This window comes from Modestobacter lacusdianchii (assembly GCF_054177765.1).
The window spans coordinates 13,259-40,211 of record NZ_JBJJTJ010000023.1; the positions used below are offsets into that span (position 1 = coordinate 13,259).

At 75.4% G+C, this 26,953-nt stretch carries 29 protein-coding genes and 1 pseudogene; 17 read left to right on the top strand and 13 right to left on the bottom strand.

Annotated elements, in window-relative coordinates:
- Nucleotides 1-30: 30 nt before the first annotated feature.
- Genes ACJTNH_RS15465 through ACJTNH_RS15475 form a run of 3 tightly spaced genes read right to left on the bottom strand, consistent with a single transcriptional unit; the run spans nucleotide 31 to nucleotide 2,458 of the window.
- On the bottom strand, nucleotides 31-525 hold the full coding sequence (locus ACJTNH_RS15465) for an N-acetyltransferase family protein (RefSeq protein ID WP_458177277.1): 495 nt from the start codon (nucleotides 523-525) through the stop codon (nucleotides 31-33).
- The gene (locus ACJTNH_RS15470) at nucleotides 522-1,547 is read right to left on the bottom strand and encodes an ABC transporter permease subunit (RefSeq protein WP_458177163.1); all 1,026 of its coding nucleotides are present in this window, start codon (nucleotides 1,545-1,547) and stop codon (nucleotides 522-524) included. The genes ACJTNH_RS15465 and ACJTNH_RS15470 overlap by 4 nt, the downstream gene beginning before the upstream one ends.
- Complete coding sequence (locus ACJTNH_RS15475; RefSeq protein WP_458177165.1) at nucleotides 1,544-2,458, bottom strand: ABC transporter ATP-binding protein; 915 nt, start codon at nucleotides 2,456-2,458, stop codon at nucleotides 1,544-1,546. Before ACJTNH_RS15475 ends, ACJTNH_RS15470 begins: the two co-directional genes overlap by 4 nt.
- Before the next feature lie 136 nt (nucleotides 2,459-2,594).
- On the opposite strand from ACJTNH_RS15475, the gene ACJTNH_RS15480 reads away from it, so the two are divergent.
- Nucleotides 2,595-3,563: an App1 family protein gene (locus ACJTNH_RS15480; RefSeq protein WP_458177167.1), complete on the top strand. Its 969-nt coding sequence runs from the start codon at nucleotides 2,595-2,597 to the stop codon at nucleotides 3,561-3,563.
- Here ACJTNH_RS15480 and ACJTNH_RS15485 read toward each other — a convergent pair.
- A complete protein-coding gene (locus ACJTNH_RS15485; RefSeq protein WP_458177169.1) occupies nucleotides 3,512-4,555 on the bottom strand; it encodes an MsnO8 family LLM class oxidoreductase in 1,044 nt (347 codons plus the stop codon). The genes ACJTNH_RS15480 and ACJTNH_RS15485 overlap by 52 nt on opposite strands.
- Nucleotides 4,555-5,682, bottom strand: a complete 1,128-nt coding sequence (locus tag ACJTNH_RS15490) for a spore photoproduct lyase family protein (RefSeq protein WP_458177171.1) — start codon at nucleotides 5,680-5,682, stop codon at nucleotides 4,555-4,557. The genes ACJTNH_RS15485 and ACJTNH_RS15490 overlap by 1 nt, the downstream gene beginning before the upstream one ends.
- Nucleotides 5,683-5,780: 98 nt before the next feature.
- Between ACJTNH_RS15490 and ACJTNH_RS15495 the strand changes: the two genes are divergently transcribed.
- Nucleotides 5,781-6,200, top strand: a complete 420-nt coding sequence (locus ACJTNH_RS15495; protein ID WP_458177173.1) for a DUF350 domain-containing protein — start codon at nucleotides 5,781-5,783, stop codon at nucleotides 6,198-6,200.
- A gap of 41 nt (nucleotides 6,201-6,241) precedes the next feature.
- On the opposite strand, the pseudogene ACJTNH_RS15500 reads toward ACJTNH_RS15495, so the two are convergent.
- Nucleotides 6,242-7,240 (bottom strand): annotated as a pseudogene (locus ACJTNH_RS15500) (EamA family transporter); the annotation flags it as partial.
- On the opposite strand from ACJTNH_RS15500, the gene ACJTNH_RS15505 reads away from it, so the two are divergent.
- On the top strand, nucleotides 7,163-8,068 hold the full coding sequence (locus tag ACJTNH_RS15505) for a LysR family transcriptional regulator (protein ID WP_458177175.1): 906 nt from the start codon (nucleotides 7,163-7,165) through the stop codon (nucleotides 8,066-8,068). The pseudogene ACJTNH_RS15500 and the gene ACJTNH_RS15505 overlap by 78 nt on opposite strands.
- A gap of 72 nt (nucleotides 8,069-8,140) precedes the next feature.
- The gene (locus ACJTNH_RS15510; protein ID WP_458177177.1) at nucleotides 8,141-9,148 is read left to right on the top strand and encodes a diguanylate cyclase domain-containing protein; all 1,008 of its coding nucleotides are present in this window, start codon (nucleotides 8,141-8,143) and stop codon (nucleotides 9,146-9,148) included.
- 13 nt (nucleotides 9,149-9,161) lie between these two features.
- Here ACJTNH_RS15510 and glgA read toward each other — a convergent pair whose 3' ends face one another.
- On the bottom strand, nucleotides 9,162-10,334 hold the full coding sequence (gene glgA / locus ACJTNH_RS15515) for a glycogen synthase (RefSeq protein WP_458177179.1): 1,173 nt from the start codon (nucleotides 10,332-10,334) through the stop codon (nucleotides 9,162-9,164).
- An 84-nt stretch (nucleotides 10,335-10,418) separates the two neighbouring features.
- Here glgA and glgC point away from each other — a divergent pair, with 84 nt between their 5' ends.
- Nucleotides 10,419-11,639: a glucose-1-phosphate adenylyltransferase gene (gene glgC / locus ACJTNH_RS15520; protein WP_458177181.1), complete on the top strand. Its 1,221-nt coding sequence runs from the start codon at nucleotides 10,419-10,421 to the stop codon at nucleotides 11,637-11,639.
- A 9-nt stretch (nucleotides 11,640-11,648) separates the two neighbouring features.
- The gene (locus ACJTNH_RS15525; protein WP_458177183.1) at nucleotides 11,649-12,203 is read left to right on the top strand and encodes a 2'-5' RNA ligase family protein; all 555 of its coding nucleotides are present in this window, start codon (nucleotides 11,649-11,651) and stop codon (nucleotides 12,201-12,203) included.
- A gap of 24 nt (nucleotides 12,204-12,227) precedes the next feature.
- Here the strand turns inward: ACJTNH_RS15525 and ACJTNH_RS15530 are convergent, their stop codons facing one another.
- On the bottom strand, nucleotides 12,228-12,905 hold the full coding sequence (locus tag ACJTNH_RS15530; RefSeq protein ID WP_458177185.1) for an O-methyltransferase: 678 nt from the start codon (nucleotides 12,903-12,905) through the stop codon (nucleotides 12,228-12,230).
- 233 nt (nucleotides 12,906-13,138) lie between these two features.
- On the opposite strand from ACJTNH_RS15530, the gene sigE reads away from it, so the two are divergent.
- The 5 genes from sigE to ACJTNH_RS15555 all read left to right on the top strand — a co-directional run bounded on the left by sigE (nucleotide 13,139) and on the right by ACJTNH_RS15555 (nucleotide 17,200).
- Nucleotides 13,139-13,762: an RNA polymerase sigma factor SigE gene (gene sigE / locus ACJTNH_RS15535; RefSeq protein WP_458177187.1), complete on the top strand. Its 624-nt coding sequence runs from the start codon at nucleotides 13,139-13,141 to the stop codon at nucleotides 13,760-13,762.
- The gene (locus ACJTNH_RS15540; protein ID WP_458177189.1) at nucleotides 13,759-14,355 is read left to right on the top strand and encodes an anti-sigma factor family protein; all 597 of its coding nucleotides are present in this window, start codon (nucleotides 13,759-13,761) and stop codon (nucleotides 14,353-14,355) included. The genes sigE and ACJTNH_RS15540 overlap by 4 nt, the downstream gene beginning before the upstream one ends.
- A gap of 65 nt (nucleotides 14,356-14,420) precedes the next feature.
- Nucleotides 14,421-15,953, top strand: a complete 1,533-nt coding sequence (locus ACJTNH_RS15545; protein ID WP_458177191.1) for a S1C family serine protease — start codon at nucleotides 14,421-14,423, stop codon at nucleotides 15,951-15,953.
- Nucleotides 15,954-16,072: 119 nt separating this feature from the next.
- Nucleotides 16,073-16,444, top strand: a complete 372-nt coding sequence (locus tag ACJTNH_RS15550) for a twin-arginine translocase TatA/TatE family subunit (protein ID WP_458177193.1) — start codon at nucleotides 16,073-16,075, stop codon at nucleotides 16,442-16,444.
- A 129-nt stretch (nucleotides 16,445-16,573) separates the two neighbouring features.
- The gene (locus tag ACJTNH_RS15555; RefSeq protein ID WP_458177195.1) at nucleotides 16,574-17,200 is read left to right on the top strand and encodes a hypothetical protein; all 627 of its coding nucleotides are present in this window, start codon (nucleotides 16,574-16,576) and stop codon (nucleotides 17,198-17,200) included.
- 67 nt (nucleotides 17,201-17,267) lie between these two features.
- Here ACJTNH_RS15555 and ACJTNH_RS15560 read toward each other — a convergent pair whose 3' ends face one another.
- Nucleotides 17,268-18,428: an Mrp/NBP35 family ATP-binding protein gene (locus ACJTNH_RS15560; protein ID WP_458177197.1), complete on the bottom strand. Its 1,161-nt coding sequence runs from the start codon at nucleotides 18,426-18,428 to the stop codon at nucleotides 17,268-17,270.
- Nucleotides 18,429-18,579: 151 nt separating this feature from the next.
- Here ACJTNH_RS15560 and ACJTNH_RS15565 point away from each other — a divergent pair, with 151 nt between their 5' ends.
- Complete coding sequence (locus tag ACJTNH_RS15565) at nucleotides 18,580-19,272, top strand: AzlC family ABC transporter permease (protein WP_458177199.1); 693 nt, start codon at nucleotides 18,580-18,582, stop codon at nucleotides 19,270-19,272.
- The gene (locus tag ACJTNH_RS15570) at nucleotides 19,269-19,586 is read left to right on the top strand and encodes an AzlD domain-containing protein (protein WP_458177201.1); all 318 of its coding nucleotides are present in this window, start codon (nucleotides 19,269-19,271) and stop codon (nucleotides 19,584-19,586) included. The genes ACJTNH_RS15565 and ACJTNH_RS15570 overlap by 4 nt, the downstream gene beginning before the upstream one ends.
- 42 nt (nucleotides 19,587-19,628) lie before the next feature.
- On the opposite strand, the gene ACJTNH_RS15575 is transcribed toward ACJTNH_RS15570, so the two are convergent.
- Both ACJTNH_RS15575 and ACJTNH_RS15580 read right to left on the bottom strand, forming a co-directional pair.
- A complete protein-coding gene (locus ACJTNH_RS15575; protein ID WP_458177203.1) occupies nucleotides 19,629-21,224 on the bottom strand; it encodes an MDR family MFS transporter in 1,596 nt (531 codons plus the stop codon).
- Nucleotides 21,225-21,264: 40 nt separating this feature from the next.
- Nucleotides 21,265-21,867, bottom strand: a complete 603-nt coding sequence (locus tag ACJTNH_RS15580) for an acyl-CoA-like ligand-binding transcription factor (protein WP_458177205.1) — start codon at nucleotides 21,865-21,867, stop codon at nucleotides 21,265-21,267.
- A gap of 116 nt (nucleotides 21,868-21,983) precedes the next feature.
- On the opposite strand from ACJTNH_RS15580, the gene ACJTNH_RS15585 reads away from it, so the two are divergent.
- Both ACJTNH_RS15585 and ACJTNH_RS15590 read left to right on the top strand, forming a co-directional pair.
- Nucleotides 21,984-22,622, top strand: coding sequence for a DUF6518 family protein (locus ACJTNH_RS15585; RefSeq protein WP_458177207.1), 639 nt, complete (start codon nucleotides 21,984-21,986; stop codon nucleotides 22,620-22,622).
- A gap of 30 nt (nucleotides 22,623-22,652) precedes the next feature.
- Nucleotides 22,653-23,150: an AAA family ATPase gene (locus ACJTNH_RS15590; protein ID WP_458177209.1), complete on the top strand. Its 498-nt coding sequence runs from the start codon at nucleotides 22,653-22,655 to the stop codon at nucleotides 23,148-23,150.
- Between the two features lie 88 nt (nucleotides 23,151-23,238).
- Here ACJTNH_RS15590 and ACJTNH_RS15595 read toward each other — a convergent pair whose 3' ends face one another.
- Entirely contained in the window at nucleotides 23,239-23,781 is a 543-nt protein-coding gene (locus ACJTNH_RS15595) for a DUF1003 domain-containing protein (RefSeq protein ID WP_458177211.1), read from the bottom strand.
- Nucleotides 23,774-25,012 carry a magnesium transporter MgtE N-terminal domain-containing protein gene (locus ACJTNH_RS15600; protein WP_458177213.1) on the bottom strand — a complete coding sequence of 413 codons (1,239 nt, stop codon included), beginning with the start codon at nucleotides 25,010-25,012 and terminating at the stop codon, nucleotides 23,774-23,776. Before ACJTNH_RS15600 ends, ACJTNH_RS15595 begins: the two co-directional genes overlap by 8 nt.
- Nucleotides 25,013-25,113: 101 nt before the next feature.
- Between ACJTNH_RS15600 and ACJTNH_RS15605 the strand changes: the two genes are divergently transcribed.
- Nucleotides 25,114-25,995: a PhzF family phenazine biosynthesis protein gene (locus ACJTNH_RS15605; protein WP_458177215.1), complete on the top strand. Its 882-nt coding sequence runs from the start codon at nucleotides 25,114-25,116 to the stop codon at nucleotides 25,993-25,995.
- Complete coding sequence (locus tag ACJTNH_RS15610) at nucleotides 25,992-26,948, top strand: DMT family transporter (RefSeq protein ID WP_458177217.1); 957 nt, start codon at nucleotides 25,992-25,994, stop codon at nucleotides 26,946-26,948. Before ACJTNH_RS15605 ends, ACJTNH_RS15610 begins: the two co-directional genes overlap by 4 nt.
- Nucleotides 26,949-26,953 lie beyond the last annotated feature (5 nt).

The window sequence follows — 26,953 nt, forward strand, 5'->3', positions numbered from 1 at the left end:
GATGTCATCAGGTCGTCAAGCGCCCGCGGCTCAGCGCACCAGGCGGACCTCCGCCAGGCCCTCCCACGCGTCGTCGACCTGCCGCGCGCCGTCGGGGGTGAAGCCGTTGCGCCGGTAGAACGCGATCGCCCGGGGGTTCTCCTCGGCCACCCACAGCGAGGCGGGCCGGCCGGCGAGGACGGCGTCCAGCAGCGCCTGACCCAGGCCGCTGCCGTGCTGCGCGGCCCGCAGGTACAGCGTGCTCAGCTCCTCCGCCCGGACCGGGGGCTCGTCGCGGCTCGCCGCGGCCTGGGCGAACCCGACGACCTCGCCGTCCACCTCGGCGACGACGACGGGCGCGGTGTCCGGGTCGGCCAGGAGGCGGCCCCAGTTCACGGCGAACCGGTCGGGTGACCGCGCGGCGAAGAAGGCGGGGGAGAGCAGGCCGCCGTAGGTCTCCTGCCAGCAGGCGAGGTGGCAGGGGCCGATGCCGGCGGCGTCCGCCGGGCTCGCCGGCCGGACGGCGCCCGTGCGTGCGGGGCTCAGTGCAGGTCCCGGCGGCTGAACAGCACGATGCCGATCCCCAGGACGACGGCCGTCACGACCGCCATGAAGACGCCGGCCTGCAGGTTGCCCAGCAGGTACTCCGTGGACTGGCCGGTGACCTGGTCGTAGCCGGTGTAGAGGGTCAGCCCGTCCGGGAGCACCAGCGCGGTCGCGTTGTTGGTGAGCAGCCACGGCTGCCACTCCGGGCGGATCGCCCGCACCGCGGTCTCCAGCACCGCGAAGTAGACGAAGCCGACGCCCAGCGCCGCGCCGGTGTTGCGCACCAGGTTGGTCAGGCCGAAGCCGAGCAGCCCGGCCAGCGTCGTGAGCAGCACCCCGCGGCCGGCGGTGCCGAGCAGCTCCGGCCAGAAGCCGCCGGGCAGCGCGACCCCGTCGCCGACGAACGCCTGCCACAGGCCGGCCATCGCCAGCCACGCGGCCTGCGCCACCACCCCGAGGACCGCGGCGGCGACCGCGACGACCGCGATCTTGGCCGCGAGCACCCGGGGACGCCGGGTCTCCCAGAACAGCAGCGCGATCATCGACCGGGTCGACCACTCGGCGCCGACGAAGGTGGCCCCGACCAGGAAGGCCAGCACCGAGCCGGCCGCGCTGAACGCCACCGCGCCGGCGACGCCGTCGGCGGAGAGCGAGAACGGCGCCGGGGTCAGGAACCAGTCCAGCGGGACGTCGTCCGTGGTCGTCTCCGGCCCGCACCACTGCTCGAGCGTCAGGTCGTCGGGGGGCGCGGCGTCCCGGAGGCACTGCTCGCGCCCCTCGTTCTGCATCTCGACCTGCTCCATGCGGGCCTGCTCGGCCGCGGCGAGCCGTTCCGGCGTCGGCGATGCGTAGCCGATCAGGCCGATGACGGTCACCGCGGCCCAGCCGAGCGCGGCGAGGGCGAGCAGCACGTGGATGAACCGGCGGGCCGCGAAGCGGTGCACCTCGGCGGTCAGCAGGCCGCCGAACCGGCCGGCCGGCCGGGTGGCCGGGGCCTCCGGCGGGGTCTGGACGGCGCTCATGCCGGCTCCGCCGTCAGCGCCAGGAACGCGCTCTCCAGGTCCGCTGCCACCGGTGTCAGCTCCTCCAGGTAGTGGCCGTGCTCGGCGAGCACGCGGGTGACCTCGCCCGGGCCGCGCACCGCCGCGACGACCAGGGCGTCGTCGGTCGGGGTGACGGTGTAGCCGGCGGCGGTGAGCACGGCGGTCGCGGCGGCCCGGTCGGGCACCTTCACCCGGACGTCGCCGGTGCTGCGGCCGGCCAGCACCTCGTGCACCGGGCCGGCGGCGATGCAGCGGCCGCGGGCCATGATCGAGACCCGGTCGGCGACCTGCTCGATCTCGGCCAGCAGGTGCGAGCTGAGCAGCACCGTGGTCGACCCGTCCCGGCCGAGGCGGCGGATCAGCTCGCGGACGTCCCGGATGCCGGCCGGGTCCAGGCCGTTGCTGGGCTCGTCGAGGACCAGCAGCTGCGGGGACTTGAGCAGCGCGGCGGCGATGCCCAGCCGCTGCTTCATCCCCAGCGAGTAGCCCTTGAACCGGTCGTCGGCCCGGTCGCGCAGCTCGACGGTCTCCAGCACCTCCTCCACCCGCGTGCGCGGCACCCCGGCGGTCTCGGCGAGCAGCCGCAGGTTGCGCCGGCCGGAGAAGCCGGGGAAGAACAGCGGCGTCTCGACCAGGGCGCCGACGCTGCCGATCACCTCGGGCAGCCCGGCCGGCACGGGCCGGCCGAGCAGCCGCACCTCGCCGGCGTCGGGCCGGATCAGCCCCAGCAGCACCCGGATGGACGTCGTCTTGCCCGAGCCGTTGGGCCCCAGGAAGCCGTGCACCCCGCCGGTCTCGACGACCAGGTCGAGGGAGTCCAGCGCCTTCTGCGGGGCCCGGCCGCGCCGGGAGTAGGACTTCGTCACCGCGTGCATCTCGACGGCGGGCACCGGCGCCTCCTGGCGGCTGGCTGAGCAGGGCGGGTGCACCGTGGCACAGCCGGTGCGCCGGCGACACCACCTGGGCGCCGTGTCCTCGCGATCTGCCCGGATCGGTTCCGTCGTCCGCGGGTGGCAGTCTGCCGGGGTGGTCTCCCTCCCCGCGCTGGCCCGCCGCGCCGACGTCGCCGTCCGTGCCCTGCTCTCCCAGCTGGCCCGCCGCGCCGGCTGGACCCCGGCCGTGCTGGCGCACCCCGGCTACGGCAGCGATGGGCGGGTGCGGGTGCTCGGCCGGGTGCTGCTCGCCCCGGCCGGCGCCCACCCGGAGGAGCGGCGCGCGGTGCCCGGCTGGCAGCGGTTCCTGACCCTGGAGAGCCCGCGGACCGAGGTGACCGTCACCGTCGCCGGCCAGCGGCGCACCGTGCGCAGCGACGACGACGGGCTGGTCGACGTCACCCTGGAACTGCCGCTGCCCGACGCCGGCGACGTCCCGGTGGTGCTGCGGGCCGGCGACCGCGAGTCGCACACGGTCGTGCACCTGGCCTCCCCGCAGGCCGCCCGCGGCGTGGTCTGCGACGTCGACGACACCGTGCTGGTCACCGGGCTCGCGACCCCGCTGCGCGCCGCCTGGCGCACCTTCGTCACGCCGATGACCCAGCGGCGTGCGGTGCCGGGGATGGCGGCGCTGCTGCACGAGCTGGCCGCCGGTGCCCCGCACGTGCCGGTCGTCTACCTCAGCAACGGGCCGTGGAACCTGGCCGGGCCGCTCACCCGGTTCCTGGAGCGGGCCGGGTTCCCGCCCGGGCCGTTGCTGCTCACCGACTGGGGCCCGACGCGCGACCGCCTCTTCCGCGACGGCCAGGCGCACAAGCGGACGTCGCTGCGCCGGCTGGCCGCAGACCTGCCCGGCGTGCGGTGGACCCTGGTCGGCGACACCGGCGAGCACGACCCGGCCCTCTACGAGGAGTTCGCCCGGGCCCAGCCGGAGCGGGTGGCGGCGGTGCTGCTGCGCGACGTGCGCGACACCTCGACCCGGTCGGCGCGGTTCGGGGAGGTCCCGGTGGTCTACGCCCCCGACGGGACGGCGCTGGCCGGCGCCCTGCCGCCGGCCGGCTGACGGCCGAACAGCTGCGCCAGGGCGGCGTCGGAGGCGGCCAGCGCAGCGCGGTCGAAGGTGCTGCTGGAGGCGATCAGCTCGGCGGCGCCGGTGCGCTCCAGCAGCTCCGCCAGCCGCGCGGCGACCTGGTCGGGAGTGCCCGCGACCGCCGCGGCGGCGGTCTGCTCGACGTATTGCCGCTGCCGCGGGGTCCAGTCGTGCGCGCGGATCGCGGCGACCGGCTCCAGCGGTGGGAAGGCGCCGGCGGTGCGGGCCTGCGCCATCGCCCACGCCTCGGGGAGGAGCAGCTCGTGTGCCTCGGCAGCGGTGTCGGCCACGAGCACGTCCAGGCTGATCGACACGCGGGGCTCCGGCGCCTGGTCGCTCGGCCGGTAGCTGCGCCGGTAAGCGCCGAGCGCGGCCAGCCCCGGCTCGGGGTCGCCGGCCACGCCGAGCAGCGGACCACCGACGACCACCGGCAGGCCGAGGTCGGCGGCCACCTGCAGCCCGCGGCCGGTGGCCAGCACGGTCATCGGGATCGGCGCGGCCGGGCGGGGGCGCGCGGTCACCTCCGCCGTCCCCTCCAGGTGGGCGCGCAGCTCGGCGAGGTCGGCGGCGAAGTCGGTCTCGTGCTCGCGCAGGGCCCGGCGCACCGGTGGGGTGAAGCCGGGGGAGCGACCCAGCCCGAGGTCGACCCGGCCGGGCGCCAGGGCCGACAGCATGGCGAACTGCTCGGCCACGACCAGCGGCTGGTGGTGGGGGAGCATCACCCCGGCCGAGCCGATCCGCAGCGTCGTCGTCCGGCCGGCGATGGCGGCGAGCAGGACGGCGGGCGCGGCGCTCGCGACGCCGGGGACACCGTGGTGCTCGGCGACGAAGAAGCGGTCGTAGCCCAGCCGCTCGGCGGTGACGGCGCGCTCGACGGTGCCGGTCACCCCGGTGGTGTCCGGCTCGCCGGCCCGGGTGCGGGAGCGGTCGAGCAGCGACAGCCCGACGCCGGTGAGGGCGGTCATCAGAACGCGTACCGGACGGGCAGCCACGGCGCGTGCTGCCCGATCAGCTCCTGCAGCCGGGTCACGCCGGCCCGCTTCACGTCGTTGCGGTAGCGGACGTTGAGCTGGCCGTTCTGGCTGACCTTGGGCTGCTGTAGCTCCGGGCGCCAGAGCAGCTCCTCGGCCTTCGGGTGCCAGCCCAGGTTGACCTCGTGCAGGCCCTCGTTGTGGGTCAGCATGATCACCTCGGTGGCGGCCTGGGCCTTGGTGGCGTGCGACAGCCGGTCGTCCAGCTCCTGCAGCAGCGCCGTCCAGTCCGCCTCCCAGCCCTCGCGCAGCACCACGGGGGAGAAGTTCAGGTGCACCTCGTAGCCGGCCTCGACGAAGTCGTCGATCGCGGCGATCCGCTCCTCGACCCGGCTGGTGCGCACGTCCAGCAGCCGGGCGTCGGCGTCGGGCATCAGCGAGAAGCGGACCCGGGTGCGGCCGGCCGGGTCGAGCTCGAGCAGCTGCCGGTTGACGAACTTGGTGGCGAAGGACGCCTTGGCGGTGGGGAGGTCGCGGAAGGTGGCGATCAGGTCGGCCACGTTGTCGCTGACGACCGCGTCGACGGAGCAGTCGCTGTTCTCGCCGAGGTCGTAGACCCAGGCGTCCCGGTCGCACTGGTTCGGCTCGGTCTTGGGGCCCTGGCGGGCGACGTGCCGGCGCAGGTGGGCGGTGATCTGCTCGATGTTGGTGAACACCGTGATCGGGTTGGCGTAGCCCTTGCGCCGCGGCACGTAGCAGTAGGCGCAGGACATCGCGCAGCCGTTGGCCGTCGAGGGGGCGATGAAGTCCGCGGAGCGGCCGTTGGGCCGGGTGCTCAGCGACTTCTTCACACCGAGCACCAACGTCTCGCTCTTCACCCGCACCCAGCGCTCGACGTTGCCGGCGTTGCCGTGCAGCTCGGGCAGCTGCCAGTGCGAGTCGACCTCGACCACCTCGGCCTCGGGGAACCGGGCGAGCACCTGGCGGCCGCGCGGGGACGCAGCGGCGGCGGGCTCGGCGTAGACGGTGCGCACCTGCAGCAACCGGTTGTCGACCGGCGTCTCCTCGGGCAGGACGTCCTCGGCGGGAGTCACGTCGAAGAGCGTCAGCGCGTCGGTCACGGCAGGTGCAGCGCGCGGCCCGGGAGCGCCATTCCGCGGCCCGGTGTGGCGGACCCCCTAGGCTCCATCGCGCCCCGCCCCTGACCTGGAGGTCCCCCGTGCTGGCCAGCATCGGTTACGCCGTCGCCTACACCGCCGTCGGCATCGCGCTGCTGTTCGTCGGCGCGCTCGCCCTCGACCTGCTCACCCCCGGCCGGCTGGCCCGGCACATCTACGAGGAGCGCTCGGTCAACGCCGGCATCGCGCTGGCCGCCGGGTTCCTCGGCCAGGGGGCGATCGCGTTCACCACCATCTGGACCAACGCGACCAGCGGGTTCGGGCGGGCGCTGGCCTACACCGTGGTGTTCGGGCTGCTCGGCATCCTGCTCCAGGCGCTGGCGTTCCTGCTGCTCGACGTCCTCACGCCCGGCCGGCTGGGCCACCACCTCACCGAGGTCGCCTTCCACCCGGCCAGCCTGGTCTCCGCCGGCTCGACGCTGGCGGTCTCGGCGATCATCGTCGCCTCCATCTGGCCCTGATCTCCCCGCGTCGGGGTGCGGCCGGTCGTCGTGGCCAGCAGCACCCCGGCGACGACGACGGCGCCGCAGCCGATCTCCACCGCGGAGGTGGTGTCGTCCAGCAGCAGCCACGAGGCGCCGATGCCGACCACCGGCACGAGCATCGAGAACGGGGCCACCGTGCTGGAGGGGTGGCGGGCCATCAGCGCCGTCCAGAGCCCGGAGCCGAGCAGCGTCGCCACCACCACGGTGTAGAGCAGCCCGGCCAGCGCGAGCAGCCCCTGCTGGCTGCCCAGCGTGGTGAACGAGCGGGCGATGGCGGCCGGGCCCTCGGCCAGCAGCGACACGGCCAGCATCGGCAGCGGCGGGACCACGCTCATCCAGAGGGTGAGCTTCAGCGGCTCGGTGGCCCGCGCCTGCCGGGTGCACAGGTTGCCCAGGGCCCAGCCCAGACCGCCGCAGAGCGTGAGCAGCACCGGCAGGAGCAGCGCCGTGCCGCCGACCTCGGCCCGGTAGAGCGCGATGCCACCGAGCCCGGCCACCGCGATGCCCACCCCGGTGAGCTGCCGGGCGGTGAGCCGCTCGTGCAGCAGCACCCCGGCCAGCAGCACGGTGAACGGCGCCGAGGACTGCAGCACCAGCGAGGCCAGGCCGGTCGGCATCCCGGTGTCCATGGCCAGGTACAGGAAGAGGAACTGCAGCACGCCGAAGCCGGTGCCGTAGCCGATCAGCCAGCGCAGCGGGACGGCCGGCCGCGGCACGAACAGCAGCGTGGGCACGGCGAGCAGCGCGAACCGCAGGGCCACCAGTGCGAACGGCGGGAACTGCTCCAGCGACAGGTGGATCGCGGTGAAGTTCAGCCCCCACAGGACGGCGACGAGACAGGCGAGCAGGCGGTCACGAAGGGGCACGCCGACGATCCTCCCGGCAACGGCCGTCCAACTCCAGCGAACGGATCTTGACGATCCGTTCAGACTCGCTGCATGGACCTGCGCAACCTGGAGACCCTCCGTGCCGTCCGCAGCCACGGCGGGGTCACCGCGGCGGCACCCGCGCTGCACCTGACCCCCTCGGCGGTCTCCCAGCAGCTGGCCGCGCTGACCACGCAGATGGGCGTGCCGCTCACCGAACGGGTCGGCCGGGGGCTGCGGCTCACCCCGGCCGGGGAGGCGCTGGCCGACGCCGCCGTCGACGTCGCCGTCGCGGTGGAGCGGGCCCGGGCGGCCTGCCAGGGCTTCCACGACCGCCCGGTCGGCACGGTGCGCGTCTCGGCGTTCCAGAGCGCGGCGCAGCTGGTCTTCCCCCGGCTGCTCGGCGCCGTCGCGACGCTGGAGGGCATCACCCTGGAGTGCGCCGACGAGGACGTCGCGCTGGCCGACTTCCCGGCGCTGACCGACCGGTTCGACGTCGTCATCGCCCACCGGCCCGACGGCGCTGCCGACTGGCCGTCCGACGTGCGGGTCGTGCCGCTGTTCCGCGAGCCCCTGGACGTGGCGGTCGGGGCGACGCACCCGCTGGCCGGCCGGGCCGCGGTCGCCCCGGAGGAGCTCGCCGGCGAGGCCTGGATCACGGTGCGGGAGGGCTTCCCCGTCGCGCCGGTGCTGGCCGCCGTGGCGACCCGGTCCGGCGCCGCGCCGCACATCGCCCACCGGATCAACGACTTCACCGTGGCCTCGGCGATGGTGGCGGCCGGGCACGGCATCTCCCTGCTGCCCCGGCACACGACCTCCCGCCGGCCGGGGGTGCGGCTGCTGCCGCTGACCGGGGTGCCCGCCGGGCGACGGGTCGAGGCGCTGCTGCGCCCGGACCGGGCCGAGCGGCGGGTGGTGGCGCGGGTGGTCGACGCCCTGGCCGTGCTGGCCGCCGAGATCGACCGGGACGCCGGCTGAGCAGGTCACCCGGAGGGGGCTGTCGCCCCTGGCAGGGCTCCGGGGGCCTCGTCCCCGGACCGATGGAGCTGCATGTGGTGGAGGCGCAGCGCACCGGAGGTGGCCACCGTCCGGGTCATCGGGCCGGTCATCGGCGCGCTCTACGTCGCCGGTGGGCTGGCCGTGCTGGCGCTGGTGGCGCTCTCGACGGTCGACCGCGGCGGCCGCACCGCCCTGCTGACCGTGATCGGCGTGGTCGCCGCTGTCGCGGGGGCCGCGGTCGTCCGGTGGGGCCACCGGCTGCCCCGGCCGCTCTTCCACCTGCTGGTGCTGCTGGGCACGGCGCTGATCAGTGCCGTGGTCGCGCTGGCCCCGGACACGGTGAGCGCGCTGGCGCTGGCCGGCATCTACTCCTTCGTCGCGGTCGCCGCGTTCTTCCTCTTCGCGCCCCCGCTGGCGGCGGCGTACCTGCTGACCGCCATCGCCGCAGGCACCGTCGTGCTCTCCGTCCGTGGCGTGCCGGCCGGTCCCGTCGTCGTCCTGGCGGTGGTCACCTGCACCATCGCGCTGGTGGTCGCCACCCTGGTGCGGCGGGCCTCGACCGCCAGCCTCGACGGGCTGACCGGGCTGGCGAACCGGCGCGGGTTCGACGACGCGCTGGAGGAGGCCCTGCGGGTGGCGGCCCGGTCGGGTGCGCACCTGTCGGCGGCGCTGGTCGACGTCGACCACTTCAAGGCGATCAACGACCAGCACGGGCACGCCGCCGGCGACGAGCTGCTGCGGAGCGTGGCCGGCGAGTGGCTGCCGCGGGTGCCGCGGGGTGCGGTGTTGGCCCGGCACGGCGGCGACGAGTTCGCGCTGCTGCTGCCCGACCACGACGGCCCCGCCGCCCTGGCGGTCGTGGAGCAGCTCCGGCTCGCCAGCGCGCGGGTGGCCCTGTCGGTCGGGGTTGCCGAGCACCGGCCCGGGGAGCTCGCCTCCCAGCTGATGCGCCGGGCCGACAGCGCCCTCTACCGGGCCAAGGCCGCCGGCCGCGGCCGGTCGGCGCTCTACGACCAGCCGAGCACCGGCCGGCGCGACGACGGCGGTCGGTCGCGCTGACCGGCCCGGCCGGTCAGCCGCGGGCGGCGAGCACCGTCTCGTAGACCTCGACCGTCTGCTGGGCGATCGCCGGCCAGCCGAACTCGGCGAGCACCCGCTCCCGGCCGGCCACGCCCATCGCCGCGGCACGGGCCGGGTCGGCCAGCAGCTCGGACATCCGGGCGGCCAGCCCGGCGGCGAAGGCGGCCGGGTCGTCGGCGTCGTAGGGCACCAGCAGCCCGGTGCGGCCGTCGTCGACCACCTCCGGGATGCCACCCACCGCGCTGGCCACCACCGCCGTCCCGCAGGCCGCGGCCTCCAGGTTCACGATGCCCAGCGGCTCGTAGACCGAGGGGACGACGAACACCGTCGCGCCGGTGATCAGCGGCACGAGCTGCTCGCGGGGCAGCATCTGCTCGATCCAGACCACGCCGGTGCGGCGGGACTGCAGCTCGGCCACGGCGTCGGCCACCTGCTGGCGCTCGGCGGGGGTGTCGGCGGCGCCGGCGCAGAGCACCAGGCCGGCCTCCGGGGGCAGCTGCTCGGCTGCGGCCAGCAGGTGCACCAGCCCCTTCTGCCGGGTGATCCGGCCGACGAACAGCGCGTACGGCCGGTCCGGGTCGACGCCCAGACCACGGACGACGTCGGGCGCCTCGACCGGGCGGTAGGCCTGCGCGTCGACGCCGTTGCCGACCACGAACACCTTCGCCGGGTCGAGATCGGGGTAGACGTCGAGCACGTCGGCGCGCATGCCGCGGCTGACGGCGATCACCGCGTCGGCGGAGGCGTAGGCGGTGCGCTCGACCCACGAGGACAGCCGGTAGCCGCCACCGAGCTGGTCGGCCTTCCACGGCCGGCGCGGCTCCAGGGAGTGCGCGGTCACCACGTGGGCCGAGCCGTGCACCAGCTGGGCCAGCAGGCCGGCGGAGTTGGCGTACCAGGTGTGCGAGTGCACCAGGTCGGCGTCGGCCAGGGCCGCGGCGATCTCCACGTCGACCCCCACGGCCTGCAGCGCGCCGTTGGCCGACTGCAGCCCGCTGGGCACGCCGTGCCCGGTCGCGTCGGGGCGCGGACCGCCGAAGCAGTGCACGTCCAGCTCCGGGCCGCGCTCCAGCCCACGCAGGGCCGCGACGAGGTGCTCGACGTGCACCCCGGCCCCTCCGTAGACGTCCGGCGGCCATTCCCTCGTCACCACTCCCACGCGCACGCGACTCACCCTAGGTGGTGGTGCGCTCCTGCGTGCTGCGCGCAAGATCGCGCGAACCAGGGGTTCAGCAGTTACGTTGCGTCCATGCGTGGCGGTCCGAAGGTCCTGGGAATCGTGCTGGCCGGTGGCGAGGGCAAGCGCCTCGCCCCCCTGACGCAGGACCGGGCCAAGCCCGCCGTCCCCTTCGGGGGCAACTACCGGCTCATCGACTTCGTGCTGTCGAACCTGGTGAACGCCGACATCCGGCGGATCGCGGTGCTCACCCAGTACAAGAGCCACTCCCTCGACCGGCACATCACCACGGTGTGGCGCATGTCGACCCTGCTGGGCAGCTACATCACCCCGGTGCCGGCGCAGCAGCGGCTGGGCCCGCGCTGGTACACCGGCAGCGCCGACGCGATCTACCAGAGCCTCAACCTGATCTACGACGACCGGCCCGAGATCGTCGTCGTCTTCGGTGCCGACCACGTGTACCGGATGGACCCGGCCCAGATGATCGAGCAGCACCTGGCCACCGGCGCCGGCGTCACGGTCGCGGGGCTGCGGGTGCCGCGCCACGAGGCCACCGCCTTCGGCGTCATCGACGCCGACGAGAACGGCAAGGTGCGGCAGTTCCTGGAGAAGCCGGCCGACCCGCCCGGCATGCCCGGCAGCCCCGACGAGACCTTCGCCTCGATGGGCAACTACGTCTTCACCACCGACGCGCTGCTCGAGGCGCTGCGGGTCGACGCCGCCGACGAGAGCTCGGTGCACGACATGGGCGGCTCGATCATGCCGATGATGGCCGAGGCCGGCGACGCCTACGTCTACGACTTCAGCAGCAACGTCGTCCCGGGGGAGACCGAGCGCGACCACGGCTACTGGCGTGACGTCGGGACCCTGGACGCCTACTACGACTCGCACATGGACCTGGTGTCGGTCTCCCCGGTCTTCAACCTCTACAACGACCGCTGGCCGATCTACACCCTCCCGCCGATGCTGCCGCCGGCGAAGTTCGTGCTCGGTGGCCGGGCCGAGGAGTCGATGGTCAGCGCCGGCGTGATCATCGACGGCGGCTCGGTGCACGGCTCGGTGGTCTCCCCGGGCGTGCGGCTCGAGCGCGGCTCACGCGTCGAGGGCAGCGTGCTGATGGACGGCGTGCACATCGGCGAGGGCGCCATCGTCCGGCGGGCGATCCTGGACAAGAACGTCGTCGTCCCGCCCGGCGCGCACATCGGCGTCGACCTCGACCGTGACCGCGAGCGCTACCACGTCAGCGCGGGCGGCGTGACCATCCTGGGCAAGGGCGCCCGCGCCATCGGTTAGAGGACCCTCGTGCCCCCCAACCCTCGCTCCGCTCACGCCGGGACCCTGCACGAGGGCCGTGCCGGCACCGCCCCGCTGATCGTCACGCTGCTGCTCGGCCAGGCGGCGCAGGAGCGGTTCGACCGGTTGCGGGCGGCGCACTTCCCGGCCGAGCGGAACCACTTGCAGGCGCACGTGACGCTGTTCCACGCCCTCCCGGGGGAACACCTCGGGCGGGTGGCCGAGGAGCTGCGGGCGGCGGCCGACCGGCCGGCGTTCGACGTCGCGGTGACCGGGGTGCGGTTCCTCGGTCGCGGGGTGGCGCTGGACCTGGGGTCGGCCGAGCTCACCGCGCTGCGCAGGGGGTTGGCCACCGCCTTCGACCCGTGGCTGACCCGGCAGGACCGGCAGTGGTCCCGCCCGCACGTCACCGTGCAGAACAAGGTCGACCCGGACGTCGCCCGGGCACTGCACGCACAGCTGTCGGCCGCCTTCCAGCCGGAGACGATCACCGCCCGCGGGCTGGGCCTGTGGCACTACCGGGGCGGCCCCTGGGAGCCCGAGGCCCGGTTCCCCTTCCGCTGACCGGCCCGGCCGCGGCCGTGCCGGTCAGGTGCGCTTGGTGGCGACCAGGAGGCCGGTGCCGATCGGCAGCACCGCGCAGGTGAGCGTCTCGTCCTCGCGGAGGGTGCGGGCGATCTCCCGCCAGGCGACGGTCTGCGGGTCGCGGGCCGAGCGGTCGGCGATCCGGGCCTCGGTGAGGAGGCCGTGGCAGACCAGCGAGCCGCCGCGGCGGATCAGCCCGAGCAGGCCGTCGAGGTCGCTGGAGTACTCCAGCGGCGGGCCGGCGCAGCTGACCAGGTCGTAGCCGCCGGGAGACAGCCGGGGCAGCACCTCACTGGGGGTGCCGAAGATCAGCCGGGTCCGGCCGCTGGGCACGCCGGCCTCGGTGAACGCGCGCCGGGCGGCGCGCAGCTCGGCCGGGTCGGCGTCCAGCGAGGTGAGCACCCCGTCGGTGCGCATGCCCTGCAGCAGCCACAGCCCGGCCACGCCGCCACCGCTGCCGATCGAGACGACCGAGCGGGCGTCGCTGGAGGCGGCGAGGACGGCGAGGGTGGCGCCGACCGCGGGCTCGACGGGGGCCGGCGTGCCGAAGGCACTGGCCGACGTCAGGGCCCGCTGTCGCGCTGCGGCCTGGGCCGGGCTCTCGGTGGCGAAGCTGTCGGCGTAGTCCGCGGCACTGGTCGGGGACCCTCCTGAGGGGGGCGGTCCGGCAGCGCTGGTCACTGGGCGAGGGTAGTGGCGGCACCGGGGTCCGCGCCCGGGAGGGGTGGCGCCGCCGTCGTCGACCTGGGTGTTCCTGGCAACTGGCTGTGGGTCCGCCGCCGACGGGAACACCGCTCCGCCGCCGGCCCGTTGGAACGGGCGTGCGTCTCTCGCGTGCCAGCAGCCAGCCTCCCGTCGAGCGGTCCACCCCCGGTGGGGAGGTGACCGCGCCCGTGGTCTGCGATCCTGGGCCGGTGACCGAGCCCGCCACGACCGAGCCCGCGGGCCAGGGGCTGCCCGAGCCCGCCGCCGCGGCGGCCGAGCCGTGGGTCGCCCCGACGTGGGAGCAGGTCGTCCGCGACCACTCGGCACGGGTGTACCGGCTGGCCTACCGGCTGTCGGGCAACCAGCAGGACGCCGAGGACCTGACCCAGGAGACCTTCGTCCGGGTGTTCCGCTCGCTGGCGGACTTCTCCCCGGGCACCTTCGAGGGCTGGCTGCACCGGATCACCACGAACCTGTTCCTGGACATGGTCCGGCGCCGGCAGCGCATCCGCTTCGACGCGCTGCCCGAGGACACCGAGCGGCTGCCTGGTTCCGCGCCCTCGCCCGAGCAGGTCTACGCCGACACCCACCTCGACCCGCAGGTGCAGGCCGCACTCGACGCGCTGAGCCCGGAGTTCCGGGTCGCCGTCGTCCTCTGCGACATCGAGGGCCTCACCTACGAGGAGATCTCGGCGACGCTGGGCATCAAGCTCGGCACCGTCCGCAGCCGCATCCACCGCGGCCGGGTGCAGCTGCGCGAGGCCCTGGCCCACATGGCCCCGAACCGCACGGCAGCCGGCCGCGCCGCGCTGGCCACCGGGGAGGTGTCGTGAGCATCTCGGAGAGCCACCTCGCCCAGGAGGCGATCGCCGCCCTCGTCGACGGCGAGCTGTCCGGTGGGGCGGCCGGCCGGGCCGCCCGGCACCTGGGCGGCTGCGTCCAGTGCCGGATGGCGGTCGCCGCGCAGCGGGAGGCCAAGGACGCCCTGCAGCGGGACGTCGACCTCGACGTCCCCGGCGACCTGCTGTCCCGGTTGAAGGCGATCCCGTTCACCGCAGACGTGCCCGGCAGCGGAGGGCTGGGCACGGTCAGCGCGGGTGCCGACGGGCTCACCACCACCGGGCTGGGCGGCTCGTGGGCCATCCCGCTGGCGCCGGCCGAGCCGCCGGCCCGCGCCGACGGCAGCGCCCGCTGGCTGCGCCGCGGGGTCACCGGTGCGCTGGCTGGGCTCGGCCTGGGCGTCGCCGTCCTCGCCGTCGGCCTGCCGGCCGGGGACGTGCCCGCCGACGAGGTCGCCCGGCCCGGGCAGGTCGCGGGGCCGGTCGGCCGCACGGTCCCGACCGAGCGCACCGACATCGTGCCGCCCGTGGTGCGCACGATGACCGTGGGCGCCACCAGCACGCTGCCCCCGGACGGGACGCCCTGAGCGAGACGCCCGGCTCCGACCCCACCGGTCCCCGGCGGGCCGACGAGCGCGCCGATGACCACCGCGTGGACCAGGAGGCCGTCTTCGGGCGGCCGGCCGGCACCACGGGGGCCTTCGCGCCCACCGACGCCCGGCTGCAGCCGGGCACCGAGGCCCGGCCCGAGCCGCACCCGGCGCAGCAGGCCGCCTTCGGCCGGCCGCAGGAGGTCACCGGCTCCTTCAGCGGCGACCGGCCCGTGGCGGCGCCGCGCCCGCTGCCGCCGCCGCCCCCGGAGGCCGTGCTGCGCGCCTTCGCCCCGCGTGACGGGGCCTCGGGCCTGGGTGAGCCGCCCGGCGGCCGTCCGCAGCGGCGGCGCACCGCGGCCGCTCCGTTCTGGAAGCCCGACGCCACCGCCGACCCGTGGCGCGACCCCTACGCACCCGCCGGTCTCGGACCACCCGCCGAGTACCCGCGCGAGGAGCAGCAGGCCGGGCCGTTCCTCGTCGACGCCCAGGGGCGCCGCAAGGTCCGGCTGCGTGACCTCTCGCTCCGGCTGACCACGCTCGCCCTGCTGTGCCTGCTGCTGGTCGGCGTCGCCGGGGGCACCACCGCCTGGTTCCTCGGCCGCACCGCCGACGAGGAGCCGCTGCTCTCCCCGGGCACGCAGCTGTCCGAGGTCTCCCCGGGCACCAGCCGGGAGCCGGGCTCCGTGGCCGACATCGCCGGCCGGATCACCCCCGCGGTCGTCTCCATCGAGGTGCGGCTGGCCAACGCCGGGGCGACCGGGTCCGGGGTCGTGGTCGACGCCGACGAGGGCTACATCGTCACGAACAACCACGTCATCTCCGGCGCCGCGGACGCCGAGGACGCCGAGATCCGCGCGGTGTTCGACGACGGCAGCGGCAGCCCGGCCCGGATCGTCGGCCGTGACCCGGCCAGTGACCTCGCCGTCCTCAAGGTCGAGAAGCCGGGGCTGGTCGCGGCCTCGCTGGGCGACCCGGCGGGCCTGGCCGTCGGAGACCCGGTCGTGGCCGTCGGCTCGCCGCTGGGCCTGGCCGGCACGGTCACCAGCGGCATCGTCAGCGCCCTCGACCGCCCGGTCCGGCTCGCCGGCGAGGGCAGCGACACCAACGCGGTGATCAGCGCGGTGCAGACCGACGCCCCGATCAACCCGGGCAACTCCGGTGGCGCGCTCGTCGACGGCACCGGCGCGGTCATCGGGATCAACACCGCCATCGCCTCGGTGGGCGGCAACGGCACCACCGGCGGCTCCATCGGGCTCGGCTTCGCCATCCCGATCGACACCGTGCGCGACATCGCCGAGCAGCTCATCTCCACCGGGTCGGCCGTGCACGCCACCCTCGGGGTGAACGCCCGCTCGGTCACCGACGGCACCCGGGACGGCGCGCTCGTGGTCAACGTCGAGCCCGGCAGCGGCGCGGCCGAGGCCGGGGTGCAGGAGCAGGACGTCGTCATCGCGGTGGACGGCGAGGCGGTGGGCAGCTCGGAGGAGCTGGTCGTCGCCGTCGACGCCCGGGAGCCGGGCGACACGGTCACCCTGGAGCTGGTGCGCAACGGGGCCTCCCGCGAGGTCCAGGTCACCCTCGGCGCCGCCTGAGCCGAGGGTCCGCGCGGGCGGGCCGGACACCATCTGTTGGGGCTGCGCTCAGCTGCTGGTCAGCCGGCCCACCTACGCTGGACACGACCGCGGCGCGCGGCCGGGGGCGAGGAGGAGCGGTGTTCAACTCGATCGGCTGGGGCGAGATCGTCGTCCTGGCGCTGGCCGCGCTGTTCATCTTCGGCCCCGACCGGCTGCCCTCGCTGGCCAAGGACGCCGCCACCGGGCTGAAGAAGGCGCGCGAGGCGGTCACCGGGGTGCGCAGCCAGCTGCACGACACCCTGGGCGACGACTTCGACCACCTGCGCGACATCGACCTGCGCCAGTACCACCCGAAGACCTTCATCCGGCAGCAGCTGCTCGCCGACGACGACGGCCCGCCCCGGTCGGCCGCCGGTGGGGCGACCGCGGCGTCCCGGGTGCGGTCCACGCAGCTGACCCGCACCCGCGCCGCCGGCAGCCCGCCCCCCTTCGACGCCGACGCCACCTGACCCCCTGGGGCAGCTGCTCCGGCAGCACCTGACCCCGCCGTCATCGGACGCCGCGGCGGCGGCGCTGGACACCTCTGCGGTCGGTGGGCAGACTCCGCCCACCGACCCGTCGATGCCCGGGGGTGCCGCATGGCGCGTGAGACGACCTACGTGACGCCGTCGGTGCTCTGGTGGCTCCGGGGGCTGGTCACCGTGCTCGGGGTCGCCGGTGCGGTCGCGGGGCCGGTGTACGCGATCAACGGTGCCACCCAGGCAGGTGCTGCCGTCCGGGTGCCGGTCGAGCTGGCCGCCGGCGCTGCCGAGGTGCCCGGGCTGCCCGACGGTGCCCTGGTGACCGGGCTGGACGGGGGGCAGGCGGCGGAGCTGTCGGCCTGGTGGTCCACCGTGGGCGAGCAGCTGCTGGCCCGCGGCGACGCCGCCGTCCTCGGCCTGGCCGCCGGCGTCGCGGCCTGGCTGCTGCGGCCGGTGCTGGCCTCCATCGCCGCCGGGCACGCGTTCGAGCCCGGCAACGCCCGGCGGCTGGCCGGCCTGGCCGTGCTGGTGGTGCTGGCGGGCGGCATCGGTCCGCTGCTGCCGCAGCTGGCCTCGCTCGCCGTCCTGGACCGGCTGGGGCAGGCCGGACCGGACAGCGTGTTCGTGCCCGGGGTGACCCTCACCGTCGTCCCGGCGCTGCTGGGCGGTGTCCTGCTGCTCGTGCTCGCCGAGGTCTTCCGGCAGGGGGAGGGCACCAGCTGGGACGTCGAGGAGCTGGTGTGAGCCGACCCGGACGCCGCAGCGGCCGGTCACCCGTGGGGTGACCGGCCGCTGCTGTCCGAGCTGGTGACTACCGCTTGACGGGGGTGAGCCCCAGCGACATGCCGGACAGGCCGCGCGAGCGGACGGCGAGGCCGTCGGCGATCTTCGACAGCGACTGGGCGGCGGGCGCGTCGGGCTCGGCGAGCACGATCGGCGCACCGGCGTCCCCGGCCTCGCGCAGCCGGGTGTCCAGCGGGATCTGGCCGAGCAGCGGCACCCGGGCGCCGAGGGTCTTGGTCAGCGCGTCGGAGACGGCCTCGCCACCACCGGAGCCGAACACCTCCATCCGGGAGCCGTCGGGCAGCTCCAGCCAGGACATGTTCTCGATGACGCCGACCACCTGCTGGTGGGTCTGGGTGGCGATCGCACCGGCCCGCTCGGCCACCTCGGCGGCGGCCAGCTGCGGCGTCGTCACGACGAGGATCTCGGCGTTGGGCACCAGCTGGGCGATGGAGATGGCGACGTCACCGGTGCCCGGGGGCAGGTCGAGCAGCAGCACGTCCAGGTCGCCCCACCACACGTCGGCGAGGAACTGCTGCAGCGCGCGGTGCAGCATCGGGCCACGCCACACGACCGGGGTGTTGCCCGGGGTGAACATGCCGATCGAGATGACCTTCACGCCGTAGGACTGCGGCGGCATGATCATGTTGTCGACCTGGGTGGGCTTGTCGTCCACGCCGAGCATGCGGGGCACCGAGTGGCCGTAGATGTCGGCGTCCACGACGCCGACCGACAGGCCCTTCTTCGCCATCGCGGCGGCCAGGTTGACCGTGACGCTGGACTTGCCGACGCCGCCCTTGCCGGAGGCGACCGCGTAGACGCGGGTCAGCGAGCCGGGCTGGGCGAAGGGGATGACCGGCTCGGCGGTGTCGCTGCCGCGCACGGTCTTGCGCAGCTCGGTGCGCTGCTCGTCGCTCATCACGTCCAGGCCCACCTGGACGGCGGTGACGCCGGGGACGGCGCCGACGGCCTGCGTGACGCGGTTGGTGATCGTCTCGCGCATCGGGCAGCCGGCGACGGTGAGGTAGACCTCGACGCGCACGGCGCCCGGGTCGCCGCCGACGCCGATCTGCACGTCCTTGACCATGCCCAGCTCGGGCAGCGGACGGTTGATCTCCGGGTCCTGGACGGTCGCCAGGGCCGCGTTCACGGCGTCCAGCGCCGGCGATCCGGTCAGCGTGTCGGACATGCGGGGTGTGTCTCCTTCGACGGGGAGCTCGCGGGTGCCGGGCCCATGACGGGCCCGCGCGCGGGCGACCCTCACTGTACGGCGGCCCGGGACGCCGGCCCGGGCCAGCGGGTGTGAGCCCGGCCAACCCCGGGCGCTCTAGGGTCCCCTCGTGCCGTCCGACGCCCGCACCGCGACCCTGCGTGACGCGATCGGCCTCGGGGTGGCCGTGGGCCTGTACGGCGTCGCCTTCGGCGCGGCCGCCGCCGGTGCCGGGCTGGACACCTGGCAGGCGGTGACCCTCTCGGCCCTGATGTTCACCGGCGCCTCGCAGTTCGCGCTGGTGGGCGTGCTCGGCGCCGGCGGGGGTGCGTTCGCGGCGGTGGGCAGCGCGCTGCTGCTGGGCACCCGGAACACCGTCTACGGCGTGCGGCTCGCCCCGATGCTGGCGCCCCGCGGCCTGCTCCGGCGGGCCGGCACCGCGCACTGGGTCATCGACGAGACGACGGCGATGGCGGTCGCCGCGCCCGACCGGGAGCTGGGCCGGCTGGCGTTCTGGGTCACCGGCGCGACCATCTACCTCGGCTGGAACGTGACCACCCTGATCGGCTCGCTGGGTGCCGCCGCGCTGGGCGGCACTGCGCAGGCCGCGCTGGACGCGATCGTGCCCGCCGCCTTCCTGGCCCTGCTCTGGCCCCGGTTGCGGCGCGGTGCGCGTGAGCCGCACGTGCAGCGCCGGGTCGCCCTGGGCGGGGCGGTGGTGGCGCTCGCGCTGACCCCGTTCGTGCCCGCCGGGGTGCAGGTGGTGCTGGCCGTCGTGGCGGTCGCGCTGGCCGGGCGGCCGCGGACGGCGGTGACCCCGTGAGCAGCGGGGCGCTGTGGGCGGCGGTGCTGGCCGGCTCGCTGGGCTGCTACCTGCTGAAGCTGGCCGGGTTGTCGGTGCCGGCGGCCTGGGTCGAGCGGCCGTGGGTCACCCGGGTGGTGGAGTTCGTGCCGGCGGCGCTGCTGGCCGCGCTGGTCGCCGTCCAGGCCGCGACGTCCGGGCGGGACCTGGTCGTCGACGGCCGGCTGGTCGGGCTGGCCGTGGCCGCGCTCGCCCTGGCGCTGCGGGCGCCGTTCATCGTCGTCCTGGTGCTGGCCGGTGCGGCCGGGGCGCTCGTGCACGTCCTCGCCGGCTGAGGCTGCCGTGCTCCCGGACGGGAGCACGGCAGCCTCCGGTGGTCAGTGCGCGAGCGGCAGCTGTGCCTGCTCCTCGGCGAGCCGCTCGGCGCCGCTGGTGGTCTTCAACGGCTTCTCCTTGATGAACAGCACGACCAGCAGCGCCAGGGCGGCCAGCGGCGTGGCGATGAGGAAGAGCTCGGCGGTGGCGTCGCCGTAGGCGTCCTGCACCACGCGGGCGACCTCCGGGGGCAGTGATGAGACGTCGGGGACGGTGGTCTCGCCCCCGCCCGCCGAGCCGCCGCCCAGCACGGCCAGGTCACCGGCGACCCGGCTGGCCAGCACGGCCCCGAGCACGCTGACGCCGATCGTGCCGCCCAGGCTGCGGAAGAAGGACAGCACCGAGGTCGCCGAGCCCAGCTCGCGGGCCGGCACGTCGTTCTGCGCGGCCAGCACCAGGTTCTGCATCAGGAGCCCGACGCCGACGCCGAGCACCACCATGAAGGCGCCCAGCAGCCAGATCGAGGTCTGCGCGTCGATGGTGGCCAGCAGCCCGAACCCGACGGTCATCAGCACGCCACCGGCGACCAGGAACCCCTTCCAGGTGCCGGTCTTGGTGATCAGCGCGCCGGCCACGGTCGAGGACACCAGCAGGCCACCGATCATCGGCAGCGACAGCAGCCCGGCCTCGGTGGGGGAGTAGCCCAGCGAGATCTGGAAGTACTGCGACAGGAACACCGTGCCGCCGAACATCGCGATGCCGACCAGCGCGCTGGCGACCACGGTGAGGGTGACGGTGCGGTTGCGGAAGATGCCGAGCGGGATGACCGGCTCGGCCACCCGCGACTCGACGACCAGGGCCAGCCCCAGCAGCACCACGGCGCCGCCGACCATGAGCGCGGTCGTGCCGGAGAGCCAGTCGAAGTCGTTGCCGGCCAGGGTCACCCAGATCAGCAGGGTGCTCACCCCGGCGGTGATCAGCAGTGCGCCGAGCCAGTCGATGTGCACGTCCCTGCGCGTGACCTGCTCGAGCTTCAGGGTCTTCTGCAGCAGCACGATCGCCAGCAGGGCGAACGGGACGCCCATGAAGAAGCACCAGCGCCAGCCCAGCCATGAGGTGTCGACGATGACGCCGCCGATCAGCGGGCCGGCGACGGTGGCCACGGCGAACACCGCGCCGAAGATGCCGGCGTACCGGCCCAGCTCGCGCGGCGGGATCATCGCCGCCATCACGATCTGCACCAGCGCGGTCAGGCCACCGGCGCCGAGGCCCTGGACCACCCGCGCGACGATCAGCATCGTGGTGTTCTCGCTGAAGCCGGCCAGCAGCGACCCGGCGACGAAGAGGGTCAGCGAGAGCTGCACCAGCAGCTTCTGGCTCACCAGGTCGGCGAGCTTGCCCCACAGCGGCACCGACGCCGTCATGGCGAGCAGCTCGGCGGTGACGACCCAGGTGTAGATCGACTGGCTGCCGCCCAGGTCGGCGATGATCACCGGCAGGGCGTTGGAGACGACGGTCGCGGCCAGGATGGACACGAAGATGCCCACCATCAGGCCGGACAGCGCCTGGAGCACCTCCCGTCGGCTCATCCTGGCCTCGGTGCTGGCCGCGGTGCCGGCCGCGGTGCTGGCCGCGCCGGTCTCCGTGGTGGCGGACATGGTGCTCCTGTCGATGGTGTGGATCGGTGGGGCGGGGTGGTCAGTGCGGAGGCTCGGGCAGGCCGGCGGCCAGTGCGTCGAGGGCCTCGTCGAGCAGGGTGGTGAGGGGGACGGCGCCGCGCTGGACGTGCCAGCGGGAGAAGGTCACCCGGACGGCGGCGGACAGCACGGCGGCCAGCAGCCCCGGGTACAGGTCGGTGTCGGCGTCCTGGCCGGTGCGCTCGGCGACGGCCACGGCCACCTCGCGCTCGTCGGCGGCGCCCACCTCGACCAGCCGGGGGAGGAGCGAGGGGTTGCCGGCGATCACGGTGATCCGGTCGTGCAGCGCGGCGGGGTCGCTCGCCAGCTCGGTGAGCTCCTCGCGCAGCGCCGCGCGGGCGGCGGCGAGCACGTCGAGGTCGGCCGGCTGGGCGCGGAGCCGGGCCGACAGCCGGGGCTGGTCGCTCCCGGCCGGGAAGACCAGCGCCTCCTCCTTGGCGGAGAAGTGGTTGAAGAACGTCCGGTAGGAGACGTCGGCCGCCGCGGCGATGGCCTCCACGGTGACGTGCTCCCAGCCCTGCTCGACCGCGAGCCGGAGCGTCGCCGCGGCGAGCGCCGCACGGGTGTCGGCCTTCTTCCGCTCGCGCAGTCCTCGCTCGGTCACCGCACGAGCATGAGCCTCTCGTTGCACAGTGTGCAAGATTGCTCGGTGTGCAGTCGATCACCGCGCTCCGGCGCGGCGGGAGCCGGCTGCGGCCCGTCGGCGGCACGATCGGTGCCGTGACCGCCACCCCCGAGGCGCCCGCCCGCCGGCGGAGCGCCCTGCCGCTGGCCGCGGCCGCCGGCGTGCTGGCCGGGATCGCGGCCAAGGCCGGTGACGAGTCCGGCTGGCAGTGGGCCGCCGACCTGGGCAGCTACCCCGCGGCCTGGGTGCTGGTCGTGGCGCTGATCGGCTGGCGGGCGCCTTCACTGCCGGCGGCCGCGCTGCGCTCCGGGGTGTTCTTCGCCGCGATGACCGTGGCCTACTACGGCTGGGCCGCGCTCGTGCTCGGCTTCAGCGGGCAGTCCGACCTGCTGGTCATCTGGCTGCTCCTCTCGGCCACCGCGGTCCCCGCCACCGGTGCGGTGGTGCACTGGGCGACCCGGCGCACCGGCTGGCTGCCCGGCCTCCTGCTCGGCGCCCCGGCCGGCCTGGTGCTGGGCAGCGGCGGCGCCCGGCAGACCTGGCTCGCCTGGCAGGACGGCGCGCTGCCGGTGCTCGGTCGCCCGGTGCAGACGCTCGCCGAGGTGGTCACCGTGCTGGTGCTGGTCCTCCTGCTGCCGCGGGACCACCGCACCCGGCTGTGGGCCGCAGCGTGCGTCGTCCCGGCCGTCTGGCTCGCCCCGCAGGCGCTGGACCTGCTCCACCGGATCGCCTGAACCGGCGTGACCCCAGTCGGAGGAGACGCGGTGCTCATCGTGGTCGGCGGGCTGCCCGGGGTCGGCAAGACGACGGTCGCCCGCGCGGTGGCCCGGGAGGTGCGGGCCGCTCACCTGCGGATCGACGCCTTCGAGACCGCGCTGCTCCGGCAGGAGCTGGTGGCCGGCCCCGACGAGGTCGGGGCGCACGGCTACGAGCTGGCCCTGGCCGCCGCCGACACCTGCCTCACCGCGGGCACCGACGTGCTTGTCGACGCGGTCTTCGACGTCGCCGCCGCCCGGCGGCCGTTCCGCGACCTGGCCGCCCGGCACGGTGCCGGCGTGCACTGGCTGCGGCTGATCTGCACTGACCCGGCCGAGCACCGGCGCCGGGTCGAGCAGCGCACCGCCGACCTGCCCGGCCACACCGTGCCGACGTGGCAGCAGGTGCAGGCCCGGCGGCTGGACCAGTGGCACGAGCGGCACACCGTGGTCGACACCGCCACCGGCGACCCGGTCGCCGCCGCGCTGCGCGTCGTCCGGGGCTGAGCGTCGTCCGGGGCTGGGCGTCGTCCGGGGCTGGGCGTCGTCCGGGGCTGGGCGTCGTCCGGGGCTGGGCGTCGTCCGGGGCCGGCGGTCAGACGGCCGGGTCGGCCACGTCGCGGCGCTTCTTGCTCTTCTTCTTGCGCTCGCCGCCCTCGCCGTCGCCGTCGTCGGGCAGCAGCCGGTTCAGCTCACCGCGGATGAAGTCGCGGGTGGCGAGCTCACCGACCGACACCCGCAGCGAGGCCAGCTCGCGGGCCAGGTACTCGGTGTCGGCGCGGGTCTGCGCGGCCCGGCTGCGGTCCTCCTCGGCCTGCACCCGGTCGCGGTCGGCCTGCCGGTTCTGCGCGAGCAGGATCAGCGGCGCGGCGTACGCGGCCTGGGTGGAGAAGGCCAGGTTGAGCAGGATGAAGGGGTACGGGTCCCAGCGGAGGTTGACCGCCACCACGTTCAGCACGATCCAGACCACGACGATGACCGTCTGCACGGCGAGGAACCGGCCGGTGCCCAGGAAGCGGGCGATCCCCTCGGCGAACCGGCCCACCGCGTCGGGGTCCAGCCGCAGGAAGCTGCCGATGCCCCGGGCGCCGCGGGGCTGGTCCAGGCGCAGGTCGGCGCGCCGGCTGTCCTCAGCCACGACGGGACCGCTCGCGCCAGTCGTCGGGCAGCAGGTGGTCCAGGACGTCGTCCACGCTCACCGCGCCGACCAGCCGGCCCTGCGCGTCGACCACCGGGGCGGCCACCAGGTTGTAGGTGGCGAAGTAGCGGGTCACCTCGGCCAGCGGCGCCTCCGGGCGCAGCGGGTCGAGGTCGTCGAGCACCCCGCTGACCAGCGTCGAGGGTGGTTCGCGGAGCAGCCGCTGGATGTGTGCCAGCCCGAGGTAGCGCCCGGTGGGCGTGGCCGAGGGCGGCCGGCAGACGTAGACCTGGCTGGCCAGCGCGGGGGTGAGCTCGGGCGCACGCACCCGGGCCAGCGCCTCGGCGATGGTCGCGTCGTGGGACAGGATCACCGGCTCGCTGGTCATGATGCCGCCGGCGGTGTCCTCGGAGTACTTCAGCAGCTGGCGCACCGGCTCGGCCTCGTCGGGCTCCATCAGCTCCAGCAGCCGGTCCCGGTCGAGGGTGGACAGCTCGGCCAGCAGGTCGGCTGCGTCGTCGGGGTCCATCTCCTCCAGGACGTCGGCGGCCCGCCGCTCCTCGAGGGTGCCCAGGATGGTGATCTGCTCGGCCTCGGGCAGCTCGCCCAGCACGTCGGCCAGTCGGTTGTCGTCCATCGCCTCGGCCACCTCGTGGCGCCGCTTGATCGGCAGCTCCTGCAGCGCGTGCGCGGCGTCGGCGGCGTTCAGCTCGCGGTAGGTGGCGATCAGCGTCTCGGCGCTCTGCCCGGTCTCCGGCAGCGCGAGCCCCTCGACCTCGTCCCAGGCCAGCTGGTGCAGCTGCCCGCGGCGGCCGAGCCGGCCGGGCTCCTGCACGGCCAGCCGGGACAGCACCCAGTCACCGGTGCGGGTCTGCTCGATCGCGGCGTCCACGACGGTGGCCGGCCGGCCGTCGTCCTCGATGGTGACCCGGCGGTCCAGCAGCTCGCCCAGCACGAGGGTCTCCCCGGCGCGCTGCTCGAAACGCTTCAGGTTGACCGTGCCGGAGGCGAGCATCACCGAGGCCGCGTCCAGGCCGGTGACCCGGCCCATCGGGCAGAAGATCCGCCGGCGGGCGACGACCTCGACGATCAGGCCGAGCACGCGGGGCGCTGCGCTGCCCACCCGCAGGGCGACGAGCACGTCGCGCACCTTGCCGACCCGGTCGCCGTTGGGGTCGAAGACGGTCAGGCCGGCGATCCGGGAGACGTAGGCCCTGGTCACCGTGGTCACGGCACCTCCTCGCGCGCGCTCGTCGGCCAGGGGACCGGGCAGCTGGGTGGACGGCGACCTCACCAGCTCCGGTCGCCGGGGCTGAGGCTACCGTCGGCGTCGTGGGCGCCCCTGACTCTGACCTGCTGGCCTTCGAGGTCGTGGACGTGTTCGCCCCGCGGCCGTTCAGCGGCAACCAGCTCGCCGTCGTGCTGGACGCGGGCCACCTGGGCACCGCGCAGTGCCAGGCGCTGGCCGCGGAGTTCGGGTACTCGGAGTCGACGTTCGTCAGCGCGCCCACCGAGCCGGGGGCCGACTACCGGGTGCGGATCTTCACCCCGCGCACCGAGCTGCCCTTCGCCGGTCACCCGAGCGTGGGCACGGCGCACACCCTGGTCCGGCTGGGCCGGCTGCCCGCCGGGGTGCTGCGGCAGGAGTGCGGCGCCGGGGTGGTCGAGGTCGAGGTGGACGACGACGGCGCCCGGCTCACCGGTGGCACCGTCTCGCTGCGGCCCGGCCCGGACGTCGCCGCGCTGGCCGCCGCCTGCGGTCTCGGCCCGGACGACGTCACCGGTCGCCCCGCGCACCTGGTCGGCTGCGGCATCGACTTCGCCCAGCTGGAGGTGCACCCGGAGGCGCTGGACCGCGCGGCACCCGACGTCCCGGCGCTGACCGCGCTGCTGCCGGGGGTGCAGGGCGGTGTCTCGTTGCTCGCCTGGGACGCGGCCACCTCCTCGGGCGCCGTCCGGGTGTTCGCCGACGGCCTGGACTTCACCGACGACGCGGCCACCGGGTCGGCGGCGCTGGGCACCGGCATCTGGCTGGCCGCCGTGGGGCTGGTCGGCGACGGCGTCACCGAGTACCGGCTGGCGCAGGGCGCCGCGGTCGGGCGGCCCTCGGAGCTGCGCGGCCGGGTCGCCGTCGCCGGTGGCGAGGTGACCTCGGTGAGCGTGGCCGGCGCCGTCCGGGCGATCGCCACCGGCACCGTCCGGACCCCGGGATGAGCGACACCACTGCGGCCGGCGGGACCCTGCAGCAGGGCCGGCCGGCGTCCCAGGCCTGGGCGGTGACCCGGCCGGGTGGGCGGGACGTCGGGCTGATGGCGGTGGCCGTCGTCGGCGTCTCCTTCTCCGGGCCGCTGACCGCGATGGTCACCGCCTCGTTCCTGGCGATCGCGTTCTGGCGCAACGCGGCCGGTGCGGTGCTGCTGCTGCCGGTGCTGCTGCTGCGCGAGCGGTCGACGCTGCACGGCCTGCGGGCCCGGCAGCTGGGCAGCTCCGTGGTCGCCGGGCTGTTCCTTGCCGCGCACTTCGCCGCCTGGCTGCCCAGCTTGTCGATGACCACGGTGGCCGCCTCGACCGCGCTGGTCACCACCACCCCGATCTGGACGGCGCTGGCCGCCCGGGTCTCCGGCGTGCACCTGCCCGGCGGGGTGTGGTGGGGGCTGGCGCTGGCGGTGCTGGGCGCAGCGCTGATCGCCGGGGTCGACGTCACCGTCTCCTGGACGGCGCTGGCCGGCGACGGGCTGGCGCTGCTGGGGGCGATCTGCGCCGGTGGCTACATGCTCGCCGGCGCCCGGGCGCGGGAGCGGCTGACCACCTCCGCGTACGCCGTCGTCTGCTACTCCACCTGCGCGGTCGCCCTCGCCGTCGCGGCGGTGGTGGCCGGGGTGCCGCTGGCCGGGTTCAGCGCCCGCGACTGGTGGCTGATCGCGGCGATCACCTTCTGCGCGCAGCTGCTCGGGCACACCCTGCTGAACCTGGTGCTCTCCACGGTCGGGCCGACGGTGGTCGGCCTGGCGGTCCTGCTGGAGGTGCCCGGTGCCCTGCTGGTGGCCCTGGTCCTGCTCGACCAGGTGCCGCCGTTGCTGGCCCTGCCCGGGATGATCGCCGTCGTGGTGGGGGTGGCTCTGGTCATCCGCGGCGGCCGCCCCGCCCCGGAGGCCGAGCCGGTCTGAGGAGG